Here is a 21,349-nt window from a genome sequence, read left to right as displayed (position 1 = left end):
TGATGCTAATGTGTAGCAGAGACAAGTACTGATTTACGAATAAGTGGTTGCGAAGTTATTATTATCCTGGATGATAGGAAAGTATTTAAAGTGTTTCAGTTCAGGGAATAAAATTATTGATAGAGGCGACGGGCTAGTATTAAATTAAGTGAGAGAGAGAATTAATCTGCTCTATCTTGCCTAAATTCCCATTCCCAATCAAAAACAAAAGTTGTAATTTAATACGTTAGTCTAGCATGTTTGACCTCGCTGCTGCGAGCCGATGCTTGTAATGCGAATCACACGCAGATAGAAAATAGCACGGATGTGCGCGGGCCAACTCAATATCTGCGGCTGGGCCCAAAACCGGCATCTAGTGCTGAAGCTGTACTACGACTGCAAAACCAGCTGCCCGTGCTTGGTCATGTAGTAAGCTGGCGCTATCTGGACTGAATACTTAATTCCGCTTTACCCATTTACCTACTCACACTCACTTACCCCAACCTATGAAAACAAAACCAACCTTCCTCAGTAAGCTCATCGGCTTGCTTTTGCTCCGCGTGGCTCTTTGCGGCAATGTTTATGCCCAAACGGTCATGTTTGATGACTTTACTTACTCAGGCGTGAATGACAGCCAACTGTCCGCGTTTAACAAGTGGTCCATTGTTAATGGGCGAAGCGGCCCTCCGGAAGGCGCCCAGTACAGCCGCGACAACATCGCCTTTATCAACGACCCGGCCAATGCCAGCAATAAGCTGATGACGGTTAGCACTACCGTGAATGGCTCGACAAAGGCCGTTACCAATGCCAGAATCGAAAACAGTTTTGAGTACTTCACGGGCACGTACGCCGCCCGCGTTTATCTGACGGACCTGCCCAATACCTACTCCGATGGTAATGTGCAGACTTTTTTTACCATCGTAAGCTCCAGCCTGGCCGGCGACGGTAGCAAGTACAGCGAGCTGGATATCGTCGAATACCTGGCCGCTGACAAGTGGGGATTGTCGCCCAACAATCCGGTTTTATACACCACTTCTTACCATAAGTACCAGGCAGTGCCCTGGAAGGCCTATAAAACCTATTTCCACTCGAAGAGGTCGTGGGAGGGCTGGCATACATTTATCGCCTCTTGCACCGATGGCGTGAATGTCAAATACTGGATTGACAATACCTATCTGGGAGCGCACTCGGTTACTGATAACGAGAACCAGGCGGGCTTGCCGGTCTACCCGCGCTCGCCCATGCATATTGCGTTTGCCAACTGGATTATTTCGGAGGGCGGGGTTACCCAAATAGGCAACAGCTCGGCCAACCGTAAGACGACCATGCAGGTCGACTGGACCCTGTTTGTCAAAGACCAGGAAAAAAGCCTGTCGCAGATAAACACGATGGTAAATGGCTACAAAGCTCAGGGATTGCAACGGCGTAACCTAGCGGGGCAAACGGTGGTTACGACTCCTTGCACAGCCGCCACCCAGCCCGGCCCAATTTCGGGTGCTGCTACCGTGGCAGCAGGTAGCACGCAGACATATTCGGTGGCAGTCGTGCCGGGCGCCACAGCCTACACCTGGACGTTGCCGACGGGCTGGGCTGGCACGTCTACCAGCACTAGCATCACGGCTACTGCCGGCAATGCTGGCGGCACCATTTCCGTGAAAGCCAGCAATGCCTGTGGCGCCAGCATTGCTACTACCACCGCCGTAAGCGTCACTCCCTTGGGCGCAGGGAGCACGCTAGTGCAGGCCGAAGCCTATGCCAGCATGAATGCCGTGCAGGTGGAAAACACCACCGACGTAGGCGGCGGCCAGAACGTGGGCTGGATCAACGCCGGCTCCTGGATGGACTATACCGTCAACCTGCCTTCGGCGGGCAGCTATAGCGTCAGCTTCCGGGTGGCGAGTGAACCGGGGGGAGGCCAGTTGCAATTACGCACAAGTGCTGGCACGAGCCTGGCAACACTTAATATTGGGGCCACGGGTGGCTGGCAGTCCTGGACCACGGCATCGGCCACGGTGAGCCTGCCGGCGGGAGCCCAAGCTCTGCGCGTATATGCGCCAGTTGGGGGGTGGAACTTGAACTGGCTCTCGTTTACTGCCAGCCCGACAGGCCCGGCGAATACTCCGCCTACCGTGAGCTTAAGCTCGCCTACCGCTGGCACGACGGCCGTGGCTCCCGCCAGCTTCACCCTCACCGCCAATGCCGCCGATACCGATGGCACGGTGAGCAAAGTAGAATTTTACCAGGGGAGTACACTGTTGAACACGGATACCTCGGCGCCCTACAGCTACACCTGGGCCAATGTGCCGGCCGGAACCTATAGCATTACGGCAAAAGTGACCGATAACCTAGGCGTTGTTGCTACTTCTGCGGCCGTAAGTACTAGCGCTACCACACCCGGCATCAATCAAATTAAAGAGTACACCATCAACAAAACGGCCGGTCCTATCACGGTGGACGGCGTTCTGGATGAGGCTGCCTGGGTAAATACGCCTGCGACCGAGACCTTGCAAAATATGGATGGTACGACGGCGACCCAAAGCGCGAGCGCTAAAATACTGTGGAGCGACACCCACTTGTATCTCGCTTTCACCATTGAGGACAAGAGTATTTGGTCTACCCTGACGGCCCGCGAAGCGGCCCTTTGGACGCAGGATGTATTAGAGATACTGATTGATAGAGACGGCGATGGTGTGAATTATTCTGAAATCGGTTTCGCACCAAACGGCAACATCTACGACCTCGTGATGAACAAGCCGTATTCAGTGGGCGGTATCAACAACAGCGGCTGGGACATTGCCGGGTTATCGGTAAAAGCGTTGGTAACCGGACCCATTAACTCGGCTACCGGTGGGGTGCGATGGACTGTTGAAGTAGCCTTGCCCTTCGCCGGCATCCCCGCTACTCCGGCCACTTTTGGCAAACCGAATGCTGGAGATATTTGGCGGTTGAACATCGCACGAGCAGACCACAACTATAATTCTCCTGCCAGCGAGAAATTATACACCTGGACCTACACCGACGGAGTGTCGAACCACGTTCCGGCCCGATTTGGCAAGGTGATTTTTGCAGGGGCAAACGCCCCTGCCAGCGGCCGACCGACCCAGTTGACGAGCACGAGCAACAAGAGTGTAAGCAGTGCCCTGGCCGAGCCCCGTGTGTATCCCAACCCAGTTGTAGACGGCCAGGATCTGAACATTGACCTGGGGCGGCAGTACGAGGAGGTTGACCTGGTGCTCACCACCCTGACGGGTGCCAAAGTAGCGGCCCAACATTACAAGAAGGTGAACCACGCGGAGCTGTGCTTGCCCACCCTGCCGAAGGGCATATACCTGCTCCAGGTGCGCGCCGGCCAGGAACATTTCGTCAAGCGAATTACCACTAATTAAGGAGCATGCAGGTATGAGAAAAAGGTGAGCCCTACCAATAAATAGGTAGGGTTCCCCTTTTTCCAGACGGACATGACCTTGTGAGGCAGTGAAAATGAAGTAGAAATACTCAGCCTAATTCAGTCTACCATAAAAAAAATAGTTTTACCTCCGTTTATCGCTCCCTGGCGTTGTGTGCTGCTTGCGTTGCTCGTGACCCTTGCGGACACCAGCAATGCCGCTTTCGCGCAAAGCTTTTTGCGCGCTGCGGGCCCTAAAATTGTCAATGCCAGCAACCAAGAGGTTGTTTTAAATGGCATGAACCTCGGCGGATGGGCCGTGCAGGAAGGCTACATTAAGAAGGTGGGGTGGCCCGGCGTCAACGGCAAGCAGACCCAAGGCGCGGTGAAGCGAACCCTCTATAATGCGGGCATGAGTCCTGCCGCCATCGAGACGTTCTACCGGAACTACCGCAACAATTTCATTACCAGGCTCGACATCGATTACATCGCGTCGAAGGGCTTCAACTGCGTGCGCCTGCCTCTGCACTACGACCTGTTTCTGACGCCGGCGCAGCGCGCCGTGCGCGACGGCGTACTTTATGGTACCAACACCTACGCGGCCTACGTTGACTCACTCACCACCTGGTACAATAAGAACCAGCTGTTTGTAGACCCGGCCAACATGGAAGCGTGGCGCATGATTGACAATGCCTTGGCGTGGGCTCAGCCCAACAGCATGTACGTCGTGCTCGACCTGCATGCCGCGCCCGGCTCGCAGGGCACCGATGCCAATATTTCGGACTCGCTCACGCCCCTGGATTTCTTCAACCGGCCCATCTATCAGGACATCACCAACCGGCTGTGGGCCGCCATTGCCCAGCGCTACAAGAACGACGCCCGCATAGCCATGTACGACCTGCTGAATGAGCCCAACAACGTGCCCAGCAACCAGCAGATTCACGATGTATTGCAGCGCCTCATCAATACGGTGCGGGCTCAGGGCGACAACCATTTATTGCTGTTGGAAGGCAATGGCTGGGGCAACGACTACAATTACATGGAGAAGCGCACCTTCACCAACACCGCCAACCTGGTGTATAACTCGCATCGCTACAGCGGTACTGGCTATTTGCTCGACAACAATGTGAACAGTGTGGATGGCGGCAATGCCAATAACCTGCGTACCATCAGCAATCTCACACGCTTTCGCTTTGATAACGACGTGCCCATCTGGGTGGGCGAAACCGGCGAAAACACCGACGCTTGGATGGGCGAAGCGGCCCGCAACCTCAATTCCGTGGGCATTGGCTGGTGCCACTGGACCTACAAGCGCTTTGAGAACATCAGCAACCCGGCCTTTATGCATATCAATCCGCCGTACATCGTGGATGGCAACACCGACTTGAACCAAGTGCTGACCAACATTCGATTTGCCAACTGCGTGCCCAATAGCACCGTGGGAGCCATTTCGCCCAATCAGAACGGTATTGTGAATTACCCCGGCGGCAGCAATTATGATGGCATCACGGTAATTAATAACAGTGGCCCGGCTTTGAGGCGCATTTATGAAATCAGCTCCAAAAACGGTGGGAAAGCGCTGGACATTGCTGCTAACTCGCAGGCCAACGGTGGCCGCCTGCAGCAGTGGACCTGGGGCGGTAGTGCCAACCAGAAATGGCGGCTCGAAGACATGGGCGGTGGTTACGTTCGCATTGTGAACGTGAGCAGCAACAAATCGCTGGACATTCCCGGCCCATCGACGGCCAACGGAGCATTAGTGCATCAATGGGACTGGTTCGCGGGCGACAGCCAGTGCTGGCTAATTCAAGCCGTGGGCGACGGCACCTACCGCATCACGAACAAGTAAAGCAACAAGGTGCTGGATGTGCAGAATGTGTCCACTGCTGATGGGGCCGGCATTCAGCAGTGGGATTGGGTCAGTGGCGACAACCAGAAATGGTGGTTCAGTGACCAGGGAGCGGCCCGCGGCGTAGCGGCTGCAACCGGCGCTGCAACCCATACGATTGCGCCCCGCTTCTACCCTAATCCCGTAGCAAATACCCTGACTTACCAATTGCCCGCCGGCGTGAAAGCACACCGCGTGAGCATCCTCGACCTCACCGGCCGCCAGGTGCGCTCGCAGGCTTACGACAACGTGGGCGAGCAAAACACGCTTGACCTTACAACCCTGAAAAGAGGGTTGTATCTGGTTCGGCTCTCGGGCGTGGGCGTCATTTCCCAGTTCAAAATCAGTAAGCAATAATTTCTGAAGTTCTGGTATCAGTTCCCACTGGCATTTACCGAAATTAGTGGTGGCCCGCAAGATGCCCCATTGTCCTCCGCAGGCCCGTTCTTTGGGCATTTACTTCTGCACGAATACCAATGGCGATGTTGCCTCAACTGGGCTTGGTCCTGCTGCTGCTGGGCTTGGGCATGTTTTACAGCTGGCGGGCCAATAAGCTGACTCCTAATGCTGTCTGGACGGGTGGCGGGTTGGGCCTGCTCATCTACCTGGGGGCTGGGTTTACGGGGCTTGCCCTGCTTGCCTTGTTCTTTGGGCTGGGCACGGCAGCGTCCGGCTGGCGAGTGGCCGATAAGCGCCGGCTTGGCCTGGCCGAAGCCAATAAAGGCCGTCGTACGGCAGGGCAGGTCCTGGCCAATGCGGGGGTAGCTGGTCTGCTGGGGCTGCTCGGCTGGCAATACCCGCAGGTGGCGCCCATCTGCCAGCTAATGCTAGCGGGTAGTTTTGCCGCCGCCACCGCAGATACATTATCCTCCGAGCTGGGCAACGTGTACGGCCGCCGCTATTATAACATCATCACCCTCAAGCCCGATACGCGAGGCCTCGATGGGGTAATTAGTTTAGAAGGCACGCTGTTGGGCCTGGCGGGCAGCACCGTGCTGGCGAGTGCGTACTGCTTGAGCTTTGGCTGGGTGCCGGCCTTCTGGTGGCTCCTGCTGGCCGGCACCGTTGGCAATCTGAGCGATTCAATTCTGGGAGCCACACTTGAGCGGCGCCATTACCTTGCCAATGATGCCGTCAATTTTTTCAATACCCTCATTGGCGCCCTGACAATTGCCGCTTTGTATGGGCTGAGCCTGTAGTAGTCCTCAAAACGGACGAGCCAGAGTATTTTTATTTATCATCACTCTCCATCGTAGTTGTTGCGGTTGTGCGTTCGGGTTTGCAGGATACAGATGCAAAAAGACGGCGCGGTTAATTTCGCCGAATTGCAGTACACTATTCCTTTGCTGAGCGTACGCCTGAGTAAAAAGTAATGCGCGGTAATGGGAGCATTACACGCAAAAAATCCCCGGCCGCCCCACCGGGGATTTTTTTATGTCTCTGGGGTTTCCTCAGCTTTGCCAGCAGCTGGTGTTCACACTCTCAACGGCAATAACCACTGTGGCGGCCACAATAGCAAGTTGTCTTATTTTTAAGCTTTAATGACCTCAGCTTATCCAAATTAAACGATGAATCGGGCGGGGGGGGCGGCCTGTTTTGCGGGCGGCATTGCTTACTGCACAACGGCCCGTTTGCTGGCTGAGCGCCCGAACTTCGTGGGGAAATACACCAGCTCCGCTTTGGCTGGGTTCATGGTGTACACCCCCCGAAACCGGGGCTGCAATGCAATGCGAAACTGGTGTCGGCCGATGGGCAGGCGGTCGAGAAAGATGCCGGTCTGGTGGCGCAGGTACTCGCGGTGGGCTTCGAGGTGGTTGGGCGTGGCGGGCTCGCCGTAGGAGCAGCCGGCCGGGATGGGCACTTCGAGCAGCACATAGCGCGCCTCGGTTTTCACGTCGACCGTCACCAGCAGCTCGGCTGGCTGGCCAGCCCGCAGTACCACGCGGGTGCCGGTTTGCCCGGCCAGCGCGGTGCGCACCGCAAAGGCGGCCGTGACGGGTGCCGGCGCTGGGTTCCAGTGGCTTTGGTAGGCGGTGGCGTAGAGCGGCAGCAGGCCTTCCTTGCGCAGGGTGAGTGGTCCGGCGGTAGCGGCCAGTTTGGTGGTGAAGGGAAACTGCGTGACCGTTTGGTTCAGGCTGCCGCTGAGGCTGGCCCGCGCAAACGTGGCCTGGCCCAACACGAACAGGTCGGGACCGATGGTTTCAAGGATTTCGGCGGCTTCGTAGGTGCTGGTCCAGTGGCCACCCTGGCGCAGGTTGAGCAGGCCAGCACGCAGGCGGACCAGCTCGGCCTCATGGCCGCCCACAGCCCGCAGCACTCGGTATGCCAGTAGCGTGGTGCCCACTTTGTCGCGCAGCAGGTAGCCATAGTAGGAGGAGGCGTGCAGCGTGTCACCATAAAACACCCCGCCAAGCTGGGTGCGCAGCCGGTAGCGCCGCAGCGTATCAAGCTGGAAGGGCAGGCCCAGCCGCTGGCGCAGGCCCACCAGCGCCAGGTAGCGGTCAAGGGGCTGACGGCCGGTCTGGAGGCGGTCGAAGCGAGCGAGATAGGTGACAAAATCAACCGGCGCGCCCAGCTGGTGCAGCAGGTCGAGCAGGCGGATGACGTCGTCGGGCGAGCGGTAGTAGCCGTAGTAATTGTAAGAGCGGCCCTGGAGGGTGGCGGCCACGGCCGCATCGCTAAAATGGTTGTCCAACTCGCGCAGCAGATAGGTTTGAACCGGCGTTCGGTCAAATTTAACTTTATAGCCGGCTTTTTCGGCTTCCAGTAGGGCTTGCACAACGTGCGTGGTGGCCCAGGGGCTCACTTCTGATTTTGGCCAGGTGCCCCACAGCAGGTTTTCGGGCTGGTGACGGCCCGCCAGTAGCTTGCGAATAAGGAAGCTCACAGCTCGGTCGCCCTTAAACGGCTGTTGCTGAACCTCCCGAATGCGCCGTTCCAGCAACAGCGCCTTGAGCTTGGATGCGGCCTGCTCGTTGCAGAGGTAAGCATAGCGCTGCAGGTGCTCAATTTCGGATAGCAGCAGGGGCAGGGCGTCGCTCTCCAGGCGCACCGTGACTTCGCCCAGCGCCGGGTTGATGGGCAATTGCAAAGTAGTATCAGCCGCGGTGACGGTGGCGAAGGTGCCCACCTGCTCCCGCGTGCCGACCGGCAGTAGCGGGATGCTGCGCTGTTCCCCGTCCTGATAGCCGTTGGGCTGGGCCAGGGCAAAGCTGAGCGTCACGGAATCGGGCGCGGCGGCGGCCGGGGCTGCGAAGGTGAGGGTGTCCAGCGTCATCGGGCGGACTTGCCGGGCCTGCGAGCGCAGCACCTGCGTTCCTGCGCGGAAGGTGGTCGTCACCTGGGCCGTGTCGAAGCCGTAGTTCAGGCTTTTGCCCAGCAATTGGGTGCGGTCGCCGGCCAGTAGAAAGCGGGGTGTGGCCAGCTCCGCCCGCAGCTGCTTGAAGGACCGCAGGTTGCCGGTGGCGTGGCCCAGCCGGCCGTGGTCGTCAGAAGCCAGCACGAAGCTGTTCCAGCTGGTCACGTCGTCGGGTAAGGTCACGTCGGTGCTAGCCTGGCCGCGGGCGTCGGTCAGGAGCAGAGGCCGCCACCAGGCGTAGTCGCTAAAACGGTGGCGCAGGGCCAAGCGCGGGTCGTGGCCGGGCAAGTTGGCATCGGTAGTGGCCTTCGTGGTAATCAGCAGCACGCCGTTGGTCGCCAAGCTGCCGTAGAGCGCAGTAGCCTGAGCGTCTTTCACTAGGTTGATACTGAGGATAGTGGCTGGGTCAATGTCAGTGCTGAGGCCATTGAAGGGCAGCCCATCGAGGATAATCAAGGGCTGGGCACCGCCATTGGACGACGCTACACCGCGAATCATTATCCGCGTTCCCGCCTCCGGCTGGGTGCTGGTAATTCGTACGCCGGCTACCTTGCCTTGCAGGGAATTAGTCGTTACCGAGGCAACCGAGTAGGCCAGTGAAGCTCGTTCGCGTTGAATGCCATAGCCTGTCACAACCACCTCACTCAACTGCTTGGTGTCGGTATGTAAAGCAATGCTAAGCACCGCCTGTCCGCGCACCGTCACTTGCTGCGTCACGTACCCAACGCTGCTGAAAGTGAGAGTCCTGGACCCAGTGGGTGGTACCTGAAGCGAGAAGCTGCCGTCGGCATTCGTAGACGTACCCACGGTGGTTCCTTTGAGCAGCACCGTCACGCCGGGCAGGCCTTCCTCGCTTGCAAAATCGATTACTTGCCCGCGCACTGTGCGCCAGCCGGGCTGGGGAGTGCTGGGCATCTCTACCCGGGTTTCGCGCCGCGCGGGCACGCTGTTGTCCAGCATAACGGGGTTCTTGTGGGGGCGGCGGGTCCACAGCAGCTGATTGATGCGGCGGCTGAGCCGGCCCGCCGGAACCCGGTCCGTAAGGCGTAGTTGGTAATACGTCTGGCCATTGGGGTTGATGATAACGTCCTCGGCCGGGGCCAGGCAGGAACTATCGGCCAGCAGCACGGCTACGCGGTAGCGGCCGGGCGGCAGGGCGTGTACTATTCTATCGCACTGGTCCAGGCGCAGGAATTTGGGTTGGTCGGGGCGGGTGAGCAGCACGTAGCGCAAATCCGGCAGTTCCTGGTAAGCCGGCCCGGCATTGGCTGGCCGTAGTGGGCGGCGCAGCTCCAGGCGGCCCTGACCGGCGGGCGTGAGGCGGGGCGCATCGAGTGGGGCCTCGAGGTAATCTGGGGTGGCGGCAGCGGCCCACTGCGGCCGGCGCTTGAAATCAGCTTCGGTGTAAGCGAAGCCATCTAAAGCTAATGGATTGTAGCTATTGGTGCCATTGAGCTGTCCCAGTTCGCTGTCATCCATGCACTGCATCTTCAACAGGTTCTTCCCAAACGAATACCGGAACAGCGGCTCAAATAGAAACTTGCGCCGGAACCCGTAGGCATCGCGCAACAGCACCGAATCGGGCCGGAAGGGGCCACTGATGAAACTGCCAAAGTAATTCCGCTTGACGGGATGCAGCACCAAGCCTTGCCGTAGCGTACTCGTTTCCAATAGGTTGTTATCCAATACTACCAACGAGCGGCGCAGGCCGAGTAGCTCAGTGGTCGAGAGGTTGAGCGGGCGCTTCTCCACGCTGAGCTCTTTGCAGGGGTGGTTCACATCGATGCTGAGCGTGAGCTTGTGCAGCGGGCGCAGGTACACATCGCGGAGCGTGACGAGGCGTGTAGCCGTGCGTACACTCAGCGTATGAAAGCCGCTGTCCGCCACCACGCTGTAGGGGTCGCCCTGATTCACGTCGTGGATGTAGCCGGGCTGGCCGTCTACGTACACCGCTATCGGGGGCTGCACCTGGCCCGAGTCGACCACGAATACCGCGACTTGCGTCAGCCCGCCCGGTGCGGGCCGGTACTCGTGGAAAAACCCGCTCTCCGGGTACAAGAACTGGTAAAAGGTCAGCGAGTCCAGGGCCAGCACGTGGCGCCAGTGGGCCCAGCGCAAGAGGTGGCGCGTGGGGTTGTTGGTGAATTCATCCGCCAGCTTGAAGCGGCGGAGCGACTGCCGCCCCAGTACCGGCAGGGCCGTCCGCAGCACCGGCAGCACCGGCGCGGCGGGCTGGTCAAACTTGCTGGTGTAGGCGTAGCTCGTCAGGTCGGCGTTGGGCACAGGCCGGCCCTGTTCATCCGTCACAGCGAAGCGCAGGCGGATTTTCTGGCCCGGATACGCCACGGCTGGCTGCTCGGCATTGATGAGCAGCTGGGGTGCGGGCCGGGCCATGGTGAACTCGGCCGAGCGCAGCTGCTCGCCCCACCAATAGTGAAGGGAGGCAAACCATGGCTCGGGGCCGGCGTGGGGTATTGCCAGGCGCAAGGTGGTACTGTAGCCACGGTAGCGCAAGCGGCTGCCCTGGTACACGTAGTACCAGAAGGCCAGCCGCCGCGGGTTGGCCACGGCCAGCACCAGCGAGTCGGCGGGGCGATCGGAAAGTAGGGTCAGGTTGGCGTTGGTCTCATCAATTTCCAGTCGAGCCTGGTGCCCTTGCTCGTCGCACAAATCATAATAATCTGCCTGCGCTGCCACCCGCAGCGCGCAAGGCAGCTGCACCGGCCCCCGAAATAGCCCGCCGCTGCCCACCTCCCGGGCCGAGGAGATATTGAGCGTGGCGGCGTGTGCCTGAGACTTGCCCAGGTGGCGGTATTCCAGGTATACCGAGTCGTCGCGCAGTTCCAGGTGCAACTCGCTGGGGTCGTGGCGAAAGTCCACGCTGGTCGTTTGGATGCGGCGTTCGTTGTCCGACGTGAGCAGGCGGGCCAGCACCTGGTAGCTAAAGTCGACGTCGGGCAGGGCGGTTTCGGGCACGTCGAGTCGGGTTTCGCCCAGCGCCTCCAGCGGTTGGCTATGGGTCCAAAGCGTATCAGGCATGAACACCTGCCGACGCGGCAGCACGCCCGGCGTCCCGGCCGGCGTGAGGCTCAGCCGCAGCCGGGCGTCGAGCAGGTTGAGGTCGTTGGCATCAGTGCCGCGCACAAATACGGCCTGGCGCTGCCCGCGTCGCTGGGTTTTTTCGGCCACCCGCAGGGTATAGTGGCTGTTTTTGAGTTCGTAATCTTCCAGCCGAAACTGCCCGCTGGCCAGTGTGTTGTCGTGCCGGTCTTTCAGGCGGAAGCCCACGTAGGTGTCCGGCCGCAGGCCCAGCGTATCGGTCAGGGGCAGGGTGTATTGGTAGCTGCCCGGCCGGGTAGGAGGCAGCGTGGCAATGCGTTTGCCAATACCCTCGTCAAGGCCCGCCCCCAGCCACAGGGTGAGGGGCCGGCGGTAGGGCCGGCCGTTTTTCTGGCGCAGTACCCGCGCTTTCAGGCGTAGGGTGTCGCCGGTGGGGCGGTAGCGCGGCTGGCTCGTGGCCACGTAGTTGGCCCAGCGACTGGGCGGTTGGGCTTGGTTTTGGCGCCGGTTTTGGCGTTCCTCCCGCACGTCCTCGTTGAATATGGAGCGAAGCAGGCCAACCAGGCCCGTCGAGGCATAGGCCGGATGGCGCAGGTCGTTGACCAGCTGCCGCATGGGCCGCGATAGGTAGCCCAGCGGAAAGCCATAGACCACGCGCCCACTGGCCCGCCGCAGCCAGTGGCCCCGGGGCCGAATAGGTTGGTCAGGGAACGGAAACGTCTGCATCAGGGGGTGAAACGTGGTGCGCCCCTGCTGTGTGACGGCCACCAACCCCGCCCGGCCGCCCCCCGCCCGCCAGTAGCTCTGCGTAGCCGGGTCGAAGAGCAAAGGCTGACCCGCCAGCGCCACTTGCGCATCGGCCAGCAGCTGCCCCAGCGAGTCACGTACCACCAGGGTCAAATCCACCTGATTGTCTACTACCAGAACTTCACGGTCGGTTTTGGCGAGCAACTCGTACACCAAGTTTGGGCCCTGGGTATGGGCTTTCAGGTAGTAGCCCAGCGGCAAGGCGCGGGGCCGGGCCTCATCGGTGGGAAAAGAATCGACGACCTGCGTAAAGAATTCCGGCCGCGCCGACTGTAAGCCATGCTCATAAAGGTGGCGGGTCTGCTGCTCCGTCAGCCGGAACACTTTGGTGAGGTAGCTCCGTTGGCGGGCTTCCGTCAGGCGCTGCTGCGCCCGGAGGGAGTGGGAAAGGAGCGAAAAGACGAGTACGAGTAGTAACGGGCGCATAGGCAGGAGGGCATTAGGACTGATAGTCCGATGCCGCCCCCACCCGAAATGCATAACTTTTTGTCAAGTTGATGTAAAAGAACCTCTATTCAACACGCTAAGAAACCTGAGTCAGCTCCATTGCAAGGCTTAATCCACTCCAAGCATGTTTACAGCGTTTCTGAAAATAAGTCAGCCCCAGCCTGGGGAGGCTGGGGCTGACTTATTTTAAGGGAAACCCCATCCCCATCCCCTCCCCTCCGGGAGAGGGGCGCCAGACGACTGCTAACGTTGTCAGAACGCACCCCTCTCCCGGAGGGGAGGGGACGGGGGTGGGGTCACGGTGCGAACACCACCCGCACGCACTCGTCGGTTTTTTGCTTGAACATCTGGTAGCCTTCGGCGCCGCGCTCCAAGGGCCAGCGGTGGGTGAGGATGTAGGCCGGGTCGACATCGCCGTTTTGCACGTAGTCGAGCAGGCGCGGCATGTACTTCTGGGCGTGCATCTGGCCCATCTTGAAGGTAAGACCTTTGTTCATGGCCGCGCCCATCGGGAATTTGTCGATGAAGCCGCCGTACACACCCACGATGGAAAGCGTGCCGCCTTTCCGACACGCCATGATGGCCTGGCGCAACACGGCCGGCCGGTCGGTTTCGAGCTTGATTTGCTGCTTAATCAAATCATAGTAATGTTCGAGGCCGGGCGTGTGGGCCTCCATGCCCACGGCGTCGATGCAGCGGTCAGGGCCCCGGCCGCCGGTCATTTCCTTCAGCGCCTCCAGAATGTCGACTTCTTCGTAGTTGAGCGTTTCGGCTCGGCCGTGGGTGCGGGCCATGGCCAGCCGTTCCGGGAAGCGGTCGATGGCAATAACGCGGCTGGCCCCCAGCAAAAAAGCACTGCGGATAGCCATTTGCCCAACCCCGCCGCAGCCCCACACGGCCACCACGTCGCCGGGCGCGATGTCGGCCATGTCGGCCGCCATGAAACCGGTCGGGAAGGCGTCCGACACAAAAAGCGCCGCCTCATCCTTCACGCCTTCGGGAATCTTAAACATGCCGTTATCGGCAAAGGGCACGCGGATAAAATCGGCGTGGCTGCCGGCGTAGCCCCCGAAAGCGTGCGAGTAGCCAAAAATACCCGCTGTGGGGTAGCCATAGGCTTTCTCCGCCAGCGCGGCGTGGGCATTGCTGTTGTCGCAGTGCGACCAAGCCTGGTTCTCGCAGAACCAACAGCCCCCGCACCCCAGCACCGACCCGACAACCACCCGGTCGCCCTTCCGAAACTTCTTCACCTCTCGCCCAACTTCCACCACTTCGCCCATAAACTCGTGGCCAATAATGTCGCCCTCGCGCATGCTGGGCACATAGCCGTCAAGCAAGTGCAAATCGGAGCCGCAGACGGAGGAGAGCACCACGCGCACAATGGCGTCGCGCGGATTAATAATTTCAGGGTCGGGTACTTTTTCGACATTCAGGTGGTTGGTTCCCACCCAGCATAATGCTTTCATAGATTCTGATTATTAGAAGTTTGAAACTGTATTGAGGAGAGGGGTCCGGGGAGAGGTGCCCCCGTCGGGACGATGTCTACCCTTTGTCGCGGCCGCGGCCCGAAGGCTGGCCGGCGATGGTGGTAATCTCGCCGGCCTCCATCAACTGCTTGAAGCGGCGTAAGTCAGAACGCACCATTTCTTCCAGGGCCGGATTGAGTAGCTGGGCCACGCCGTGGCCCAGCGCACCAGCCGGTGCGCGGTAATGGATAACGGCCTGTACCTCGGTGCCTTTGTCGCCCGGGGCCTCCAGAAAACGGACTTCACCAGCGTTATCTACCTCCGAGCCGGGTAGCGACTGCCAAGCGAGCAAAAGGTTGGGTTCGTCGTTGACGATTTCGGCTTCCCACTCCACGTTGAGCAGACCGCCGGGGATATTGGCCTTCCAGTGCGAGCGGCGCTCGTCGAGCTGCTCCACGCTTTCGATGTGCTGCATGAACTGAGGCAGGTTCTCCAGGCGCCGCCAGAAGCCGTACACCTCCGCCACAGGACGGTTGATGGTGAACGTCTGCACGATTTTGATGGCTTTAGAAGGGGAGTGTTGTGCCGAATCACGCCCCACGAGCTGGTTGACGGGGCAATAACCGCTGGCCCCGCGCAAAATCAGGCAGGTTCCCAACGCTGCCAATCCCAGGCCGAGCGGCTTCGAGGCCTGACGCTCACGCAGGCCATAGTACGTCAGGAGCGCGCCACCAGCAGCCGATATAATTCGTTCGGTAGTGCCCACATTCACGTTGGCAAAACCGGTGGCGGGCGTGTGGGCATCACCGTATAAACCGGCGGCCACATGCGATTTTTTTGTTGCCATAAATAAGGTTGGAAAAAGGGTGGAAAGGGTTGTTGGTGTTTGGCTTGATATCTGGCTTTGTAGCTATAAGCTCATCAATACTATATTGGGTAGCAGATGGTTAACCATACGGCCTGATAGGTAAAGCGTTGTTCGTACGGACGCCGTAAATCTCTAATTCCCTCGTAATTATCAATTTGTTTTGCCCGCATTGCTGAGCCAAAAGCACCCGCAACAAGGACTACTAAGGCGTGCGGATAATAGCCACAGTTGGGCCCAATAGAACACGTCCCCGCAGCGTTTCATCATGCAGTAGCAATCACCGTAGAGCTGCTTATCCAAGTCGTAGAACTGGCTTAGATACCTCACGAGGACGCTTCAGGACACCGACTTCGGGATTGCTGTGAGAGGTCTAAACTGCTGCTGACGAAAAAAAATCGCGTCGGCTGTAACGTTCCGAAAGTCGCGAAGTATTCCCGTTCAAATAGACTGCTCGCTCCTTGTACGTCACTCAGATTCGGTGACCGGTGGTGGCCTCCCGCAAGAGGCTCGCCGCTGGTCGGTCACCGGCCGAGGAATCGACATTTTATTCCCCGATTTTTCTCTACTGCTCTCCTTTATCGCTATGGCTATGAGGCCAGACTGGGCTTTGCCATGCCCACTGGCCAAGCCAATAAAACCATCGTCGCACCGCTATTACCGTTTCTTATGACCCTCAACTACACTATCAAAAACCTGAATTTTACCTACAGCAAGGCGAGCTTGGGGGCCGCGTTGGTGGTAATAAACCTGTTGATTTCTTTGGGTGCTCATGCTCAAACGGTTGCTAATGTGAGTGGTAGCGTGCGTAGCGGGGCCGGCGCTCCCGTTGAATTTGCAACCGTGACGCTGCACCGGGCTGCCGATTCCGTGGTGGTGAAAACGGAATTCAGCGATGCGCAAGGAGCCTTTCGTATGGAACAATCCGCCGGCGGACGCTACCGGATTTCGGCATCGCAGGTGGGCTACGTGCGCTACTGGAGCGAGCCGTTTGAATTGCCTGCCGCGGGCCTGGTAATGCCCGCTTTGGTACTGCAAACCAGCGCCGCCACTGCCCTGAAGGAAGTAACCGTAGTCGGCCAGAAGCCGCTGTTCGAGCGCCTCGCCGACCGTACAGTGGTGAATGTGGAGGGCTCGACGCTGGCCGCCGGCAATTCCTCGCTCGACGTGCTGGCGCGCTCGCCCGGCGTAACTGTAGATGCCAACGACAACCTGGCCCTGCGGGGCCGCCAGGGCTTGCTGGTGCTGATAGACGGCAAGCGCCAGCCAATGACCGGCGCCGAGCTGGCCGACTACCTGCGCGCATTACCCGCCGATCAGCTCAAGAGCATCGAGCTGATTACTAACCCACCAGCCAAATACGATGCTCAGGGCGGAGCTGGCATCATCGCCATCAACCTCAAAAAAGACCAGCGCCTGGGCACCAATGGCAGCACCAACCTGAGCTACGGCCGCGGCGAGTACGGCAAGTTTACGGGCAGCTTCTCGGGCAACCACCGCCGCAAAGGCCTCAACTTTTTTACTTCGGCCACCTATACCAACCGGAAAGGTTTTGGGGTGCGCAATACCTACCGGTCGTTCTACGAATCGGAAGGTGCGGCCTCGGTGCTGAAAGGTACCAGCGACCAGCGCAACCGGGTGGTATCCACCGACCACTTTCTCATTTACAAAGCTGGGGCTGATATCAATTTGTCGAAGAATACCGTGCTGGGCGCCGTGGTGGCGGGCTTCGCGGTGCCCCGACCGCTGCCGAACAGCACCGGCTCTAATACCAGTACTTTCTATGATGCGGCGGGGCAGGTGAGCGACTACTACACCGCCCCGAGTACTAGCCAGGGCAATAATCCGAACGTCACGGCCAACGTTAATTTCAAGCACACGTTTGGCGCGGGCACGGCGGGCAGCCCCGAGCTGACTGCCGACGTGGACTACGCCCGCTACTCCACGCACCGTATTCAAAGCCAGACGACGCTCTTTGAGTTGTCGGGCCAGCCGGCCTCCACTCTGGCCAGCGACCAGACCAGTGAGCTGACCATTCAGGCGATGAAGGCCGATTATACCCAGTCGCTGAGCCCGAAAACCCGCCTCGAAGCCGGCGCCAAAGCCAGCCGTGTCTACGCCGACAATGACGTGCTATTTGAGAATACCCAGGCTGGCGTAACCACGGCCAACCTCAACCTCTCCAACCGCTTCCGCTACGACGAGGTAATTTCGGCGGCTTACTTCAACCTGAACCATACCCTCAATAAGCTGAACGTGCAGGCGGGCCTGCGTGGCGAGCAAACCCACGCCACCGGCCGGCAAGTGGTGAAAGACGAAAATTTCCAGCGCGACTACTACCAGCTATTTCCCAGCGCGGCGCTGAAGTACAGCCTCAGCGAGCAGCACGAAGTGGCGCTGTCCATGAGTCGGCGCATCAACCGGCCCTCGTACCGCCAGCTCAACCCCTTCCGCTACATCATCGACCCGGCCACCTCCGGCAAAGGCAACCCCAACCTGCGCCCCGAAACCAGCTACAACCTGGAACTGAATTATACCTTTAAGCAGAAGTTTACCGCTGGCTTCAGCTACAGCGTCACCCAGGACCCCATCACCGACGTGGCCTACCCCGAAACCGACAGCACGACGGTTTCGACCGACGTCAACCTGAATAGGCAGCAGTACGCGGGCCTCACGCTCACAGCACCCATTACCGTAGGCAAGTGGTTGACCGTCTACAATAACGCGGTGCTCTACTACATCCATTTCGATGGCAACCTGGCCGGTACCGACCTGCGGGCGGGCCGTCCGGCCTACAATATCAGCAGCAACAGCACCCTCACTTTAGGCAAGGGTTGGAGCGCGGAAATCAATGGCCGCTACGACTCGCGGCAGCGGGTGGGGTTCTTCGAATTTCAGTCCTTCGGCCAGCTGGGAGTCGGCATAAAAAAGGAGGTATGGGACCGCAAAGCCACGCTGAAACTGGCCGCTACTGACATCTTATACACCACGCCCCTGCGGGCTACCTCCATCTACAACAACTACCGGCAGGAGCTATTCCTGCGCCGCGACTCACGGGTAGTCACCCTTTCCTTCGGCTGGCGCTTCGGCAACGACAAGGTGGCTGCCGCCACCCGCCGCAACAGCGGCGCCGAAGACGAGCGCCGCCGCGCTCAATAGCGCCTTTGCTCTTACTGTGTAGTTCTAGGAAGCTGTTAGTGTTCTGGGCGGGCTCTAGCGGGTATGACCCCGGTTCGCTCCATGCGCGAAGCCAGAAGAGGGCAAAGCCTAAGAGCCGACTTATGTGAGGTAAACTAGCCGCTAGTACGGTGTAGAGACGTAATACTTTGCGTCTCGTCGTGGAACGATAAAAGGCGAGCGATGAGCGTTTAACGGCGCAAATGTAGAGACGCAAAGTGTTGCGTCTCTACATCGTTTCGGCACGCTGAGAAATTAACTTAAAAAGCTAGAAAGCGGGCCAAATACGGTGCGGTGCGGCTCTGCCTGTTCTTCGCGACTTCTTGAGGCGGGCCGGCGGCTACTACGCGGCCACCTTCTTCGCCCGCGCCGGGACCGATGTCAATCACCCAATCGGAACCAGCTACCACGCGCATGTCGTGCTCGACTACCACGACTGTGTTGCCGGCTTCGACCAAGCCGTCGAGCTGCACCAGTAGCTTTTCCACGTCGGCCGGGTGCAGGCCGGTGGTGGGCTCGTCGAGAATGTAGAGCGTGTTGCCCCGGCCCACGCGTTGCAGCTCGGTGGCGAGCTTGATGCGTTGGGCTTCACCGCCCGACAGCTCGGTGGCCGGCTGGCCCAGGCGCAGGTAGCCCAGGCCTACTTCGCGCAGCACCGTGAGGGCCCGATGCACCGGCGGCTCCTCCGCGAAAAACTCCCAGGCGTCGTCCACGGTCAGGCCCAGCACTTCGGCAATGTTCTTGTCGTGGTACTTCACCTCCAGGGTCTTGGCGTTGTAGCGGGCGCCGTGGCACACGGGGCAGGGCGCGTACACGCTGGGCAGAAACAGCAGCTCGACCATCACGAAGCCTTCGCCCTGGCAGGTTGAGCACCGGCCCTTGGCCACGTTGAAGGAAAACCGGCCGGCATCGTAGCGCCGTTGGCGGGCGGCTGGAGTGGCTGCAAATAGCTTGCGCACGTGGTCGAACAGGCCGGTATAAGTCGCCATGTTGGAGCGCGGCGTGCGGCCAATGGGCTTCTGGTCGACGCGCACCAGCCGCTTGATATTTTCCATGCCGGCCGTAACCCGGCCACCAAGCGTGACCGGGGCGGGCTGGTCCAGGACGTCGGCTTCCTCTTCTTCCGCGGGGATTTCCTGGCCCAAATGTTCGGCGACTAACTCTACCAAAACCTGACTTACCAGACTCGACTTGCCCGAGCCCGACACGCCAGTGACGGTAGTGAACACGCCCAGCGGAAAGGCGGTATCGAGCTGGTTCAGGTTGTTGCGCGTGACGCCGGTCAGCTTTAGCCAGCCGGTGGGTGTGCGTGGTGTCCGGCCGGCTACTGCCGCTTCAGCGCGACCAAAAAGGTGCCGACGCGTCTGCGATTCCACCACTTGTTCCAGCCCCTCGGGCGGGCCGCTGTAGAGGATGTGGCCGCCTTTTTCACCAGCGGCGGGCCCTACGTCCACCAGCCAGTCGGCCTGCCGAATGACGTTCATATCGTGTTCCACCACGAACAGGGAATTGCCCGCCGCCTTCAATCCGGCCAGAGCCGCGAGCAGCGCTTCGGTATCGGCCGGATGCAGGCCGGCGGAGGGCTCGTCGAGCACGTATACCACACCGAAGAGGTTGGAATACAGTTGGGTGGCTAGTCGCAGTCGTTGCAGCTCGCCGGGGGAGAGCGTGGGCGTGCTGCGTTCCAGAGAGAGGTAGCCGAGCCCCAAATCGAGTAGCACCGCCAGGCGGGCGGCCAGGTCCTCGGCAATGCGCCGGGCCACAATTGCCTGCTCGGGGTGCTCGGCATCGTGCCGCTGTTTGCCCGCTTTGCCTTGGGCGTACGGCTGCAAAAGGCCCGCCAGCCGCTTCAGGGGCAGCCGCGACATCTCAGCGATATCGAGGCCGGCAAATGTTACCGCCAGCGACTCCGGCCGCAGGCGCTTGCCCTGGCAGGTGGGGCAGTCGCTGCTGAGCATGTACTGCGCCACTCGCTTTTTCATGAGCGGGCTGTGGGTGGTGGCGAAGGTGTGCAGCACGTGCCGTCGCACACCCGTGAAGGTGCCCATGTAGCTGGGTTCCAGCTTGCGCTTCAGAGCCTGCCGCGTCTGCTCGGGCGTGAAGCCGGCGTACACCGGCACCACCGGCTGCTCATCGGTGAATAGTATCCAGTCCCGGTCCTTTTGCGGGAGGTCGCGCCAGGGTGTGTCCACATCATAGCCCATCGTTACGAGGATGTCGCGCTGGTTTTGCCCGCCCCAGGCCTGCGGCCACGCCGCAATGGCCCGCTCGCGGATGGTGAGCGACGGGTCTGGCACCATCGACTGCTCCGTGACTTCGTACACGCGGCCCAAGCCGTGGCAGGTGGGGCAGGCCCCCTCGGGCGTATTGGGCGAAAAGGCTTCGGCGTAGATAATGCCCTGACCAGCTGGGTACTCACCGGCTCGCGAGTACAGCATCCGGAGCAAATTGGAAAGCGTGGTGACGCTGCCCACCGACGAGCGCGTGCTGGGCGCGCCGCGCTGCTGCTGCAGGGCCACCGCTGGCGGCAGCCCATCAATGGAGTCAACTTCGGGCACGGCCATTTGGTGAAACAGCCGGCGCGCATACGGTGACACCGACTCCAGGTAGCGCCGCTGGGCCTCCGCATACAGCGTGCCGAATGCCAACGAGGACTTCCCCGAGCCAGATACGCCTGTGAACACTACCAAGGCATCACGTGGTAGGTCAACATCGACGTTTTTAAGGTTGTGCTCGCGGGCCCCGCGCACGCGGACGAAGCCGCTCTGGCCTTGGGGTAGTTGCTGGGCAGGTTGTTTCGCCATATAGAAAATACGGGAAATAGGAGGTAGGATGCTATTGCCGTGACTCCGCTACCGGGGAAGGCGTGAGGATAAAAGCACGACTACGTAGCCAGTAGCCCCAATGGCCAGCTTCC

At 59.9% G+C, this 21,349-nt stretch carries 9 protein-coding genes; 5 read left to right on the top strand and 4 right to left on the bottom strand.

What is annotated here, in order from left to right:
* The first annotated feature begins 485 nt into the window (after positions 1-485).
* The 4 genes from WX88_RS16785 to WX88_RS16770 all read left to right on the top strand — a co-directional run bounded on the left by WX88_RS16785 (position 486) and on the right by WX88_RS16770 (position 6,451).
* Positions 486-3,365 carry a carbohydrate-binding protein gene (locus WX88_RS16785; protein WP_046245548.1) on the top strand — a complete coding sequence of 960 codons (2,880 nt, stop codon included), beginning with the start codon at positions 486-488 and terminating at the stop codon, positions 3,363-3,365.
* A 192-nt stretch (positions 3,366-3,557) separates the two neighbouring features.
* The gene (locus tag WX88_RS16780; protein WP_156176207.1) at positions 3,558-5,213 is read left to right on the top strand and encodes an RICIN domain-containing protein; all 1,656 of its coding nucleotides are present in this window, start codon (positions 3,558-3,560) and stop codon (positions 5,211-5,213) included.
* Between the two features lie 9 nt (positions 5,214-5,222).
* Entirely contained in the window at positions 5,223-5,609 is a 387-nt protein-coding gene (locus WX88_RS16775; protein ID WP_046245547.1) for a T9SS type A sorting domain-containing protein, read from the top strand.
* A gap of 119 nt (positions 5,610-5,728) precedes the next feature.
* Positions 5,729-6,451 (top strand): DUF92 domain-containing protein, encoded by a 723-nt coding sequence (locus tag WX88_RS16770; protein ID WP_197076817.1) that lies wholly within the window; start codon positions 5,729-5,731, stop codon positions 6,449-6,451.
* Between the two features lie 413 nt (positions 6,452-6,864).
* Here the strand turns inward: WX88_RS16770 and WX88_RS16765 are convergent, their stop codons facing one another.
* From WX88_RS16765 to WX88_RS16755, 3 genes are all read right to left on the bottom strand, one after another.
* The gene (locus WX88_RS16765; RefSeq protein WP_046245545.1) at positions 6,865-12,903 is read right to left on the bottom strand and encodes a carboxypeptidase-like regulatory domain-containing protein; all 6,039 of its coding nucleotides are present in this window, start codon (positions 12,901-12,903) and stop codon (positions 6,865-6,867) included.
* 317 nt (positions 12,904-13,220) lie between these two features.
* The gene (locus WX88_RS16760) at positions 13,221-14,390 is read right to left on the bottom strand and encodes a zinc-dependent alcohol dehydrogenase (protein ID WP_046245544.1); all 1,170 of its coding nucleotides are present in this window, start codon (positions 14,388-14,390) and stop codon (positions 13,221-13,223) included.
* A gap of 76 nt (positions 14,391-14,466) precedes the next feature.
* On the bottom strand, positions 14,467-15,237 hold the full coding sequence (locus tag WX88_RS16755; protein ID WP_046245543.1) for an SRPBCC family protein: 771 nt from the start codon (positions 15,235-15,237) through the stop codon (positions 14,467-14,469).
* Positions 15,238-15,924: 687 nt separating this feature from the next.
* Here WX88_RS16755 and WX88_RS16750 point away from each other — a divergent pair.
* A complete protein-coding gene (locus WX88_RS16750) occupies positions 15,925-18,414 on the top strand; it encodes a TonB-dependent receptor (RefSeq protein WP_082116104.1) in 2,490 nt (829 codons plus the stop codon).
* Positions 18,415-18,692: 278 nt separating this feature from the next.
* Here WX88_RS16750 and uvrA read toward each other — a convergent pair whose 3' ends face one another.
* Positions 18,693-21,236 (bottom strand): excinuclease ABC subunit UvrA, encoded by a 2,544-nt coding sequence (gene uvrA, locus WX88_RS16745; RefSeq protein ID WP_046245542.1) that lies wholly within the window; start codon positions 21,234-21,236, stop codon positions 18,693-18,695.
* Positions 21,237-21,349: the final 113 nt, after the last annotated feature.

Source organism: Hymenobacter terrenus, from assembly GCF_000972495.1.
Taxonomy (GTDB): domain Bacteria; phylum Bacteroidota; class Bacteroidia; order Cytophagales; family Hymenobacteraceae; genus Hymenobacter; species Hymenobacter terrenus.
This window is presented reverse-complemented; position numbering and strand designations above follow the sequence as displayed.

Excerpts from the sequence above, each read along its gene's own strand:
- uvrA (WP_046245542.1), bottom strand. The coding sequence starts at position 21,236 with ATGGCGAAACAACCTGCCCAGCAACTACCCCAAGGCCAGAGCGGCTTC.
- WX88_RS16755 (WP_046245543.1), bottom strand. The coding sequence starts at position 15,237 with ATGGCAACAAAAAAATCGCATGTGGCCGCCGGTTTATACGGTGATGCC.
- WX88_RS16750 (WP_082116104.1), top strand. The coding sequence starts at position 15,925 with ATGACCCTCAACTACACTATCAAAAACCTGAATTTTACCTACAGCAAG.
- WX88_RS16770 (WP_197076817.1), top strand. The coding sequence starts at position 5,729 with ATGGCGATGTTGCCTCAACTGGGCTTGGTCCTGCTGCTGCTGGGCTTG.
- WX88_RS16765 (WP_046245545.1), bottom strand. The coding sequence starts at position 12,903 with ATGCGCCCGTTACTACTCGTACTCGTCTTTTCGCTCCTTTCCCACTCC.
- WX88_RS16760 (WP_046245544.1), bottom strand. The coding sequence starts at position 14,390 with ATGAAAGCATTATGCTGGGTGGGAACCAACCACCTGAATGTCGAAAAA.
- WX88_RS16785 (WP_046245548.1), top strand. The coding sequence starts at position 486 with ATGAAAACAAAACCAACCTTCCTCAGTAAGCTCATCGGCTTGCTTTTG.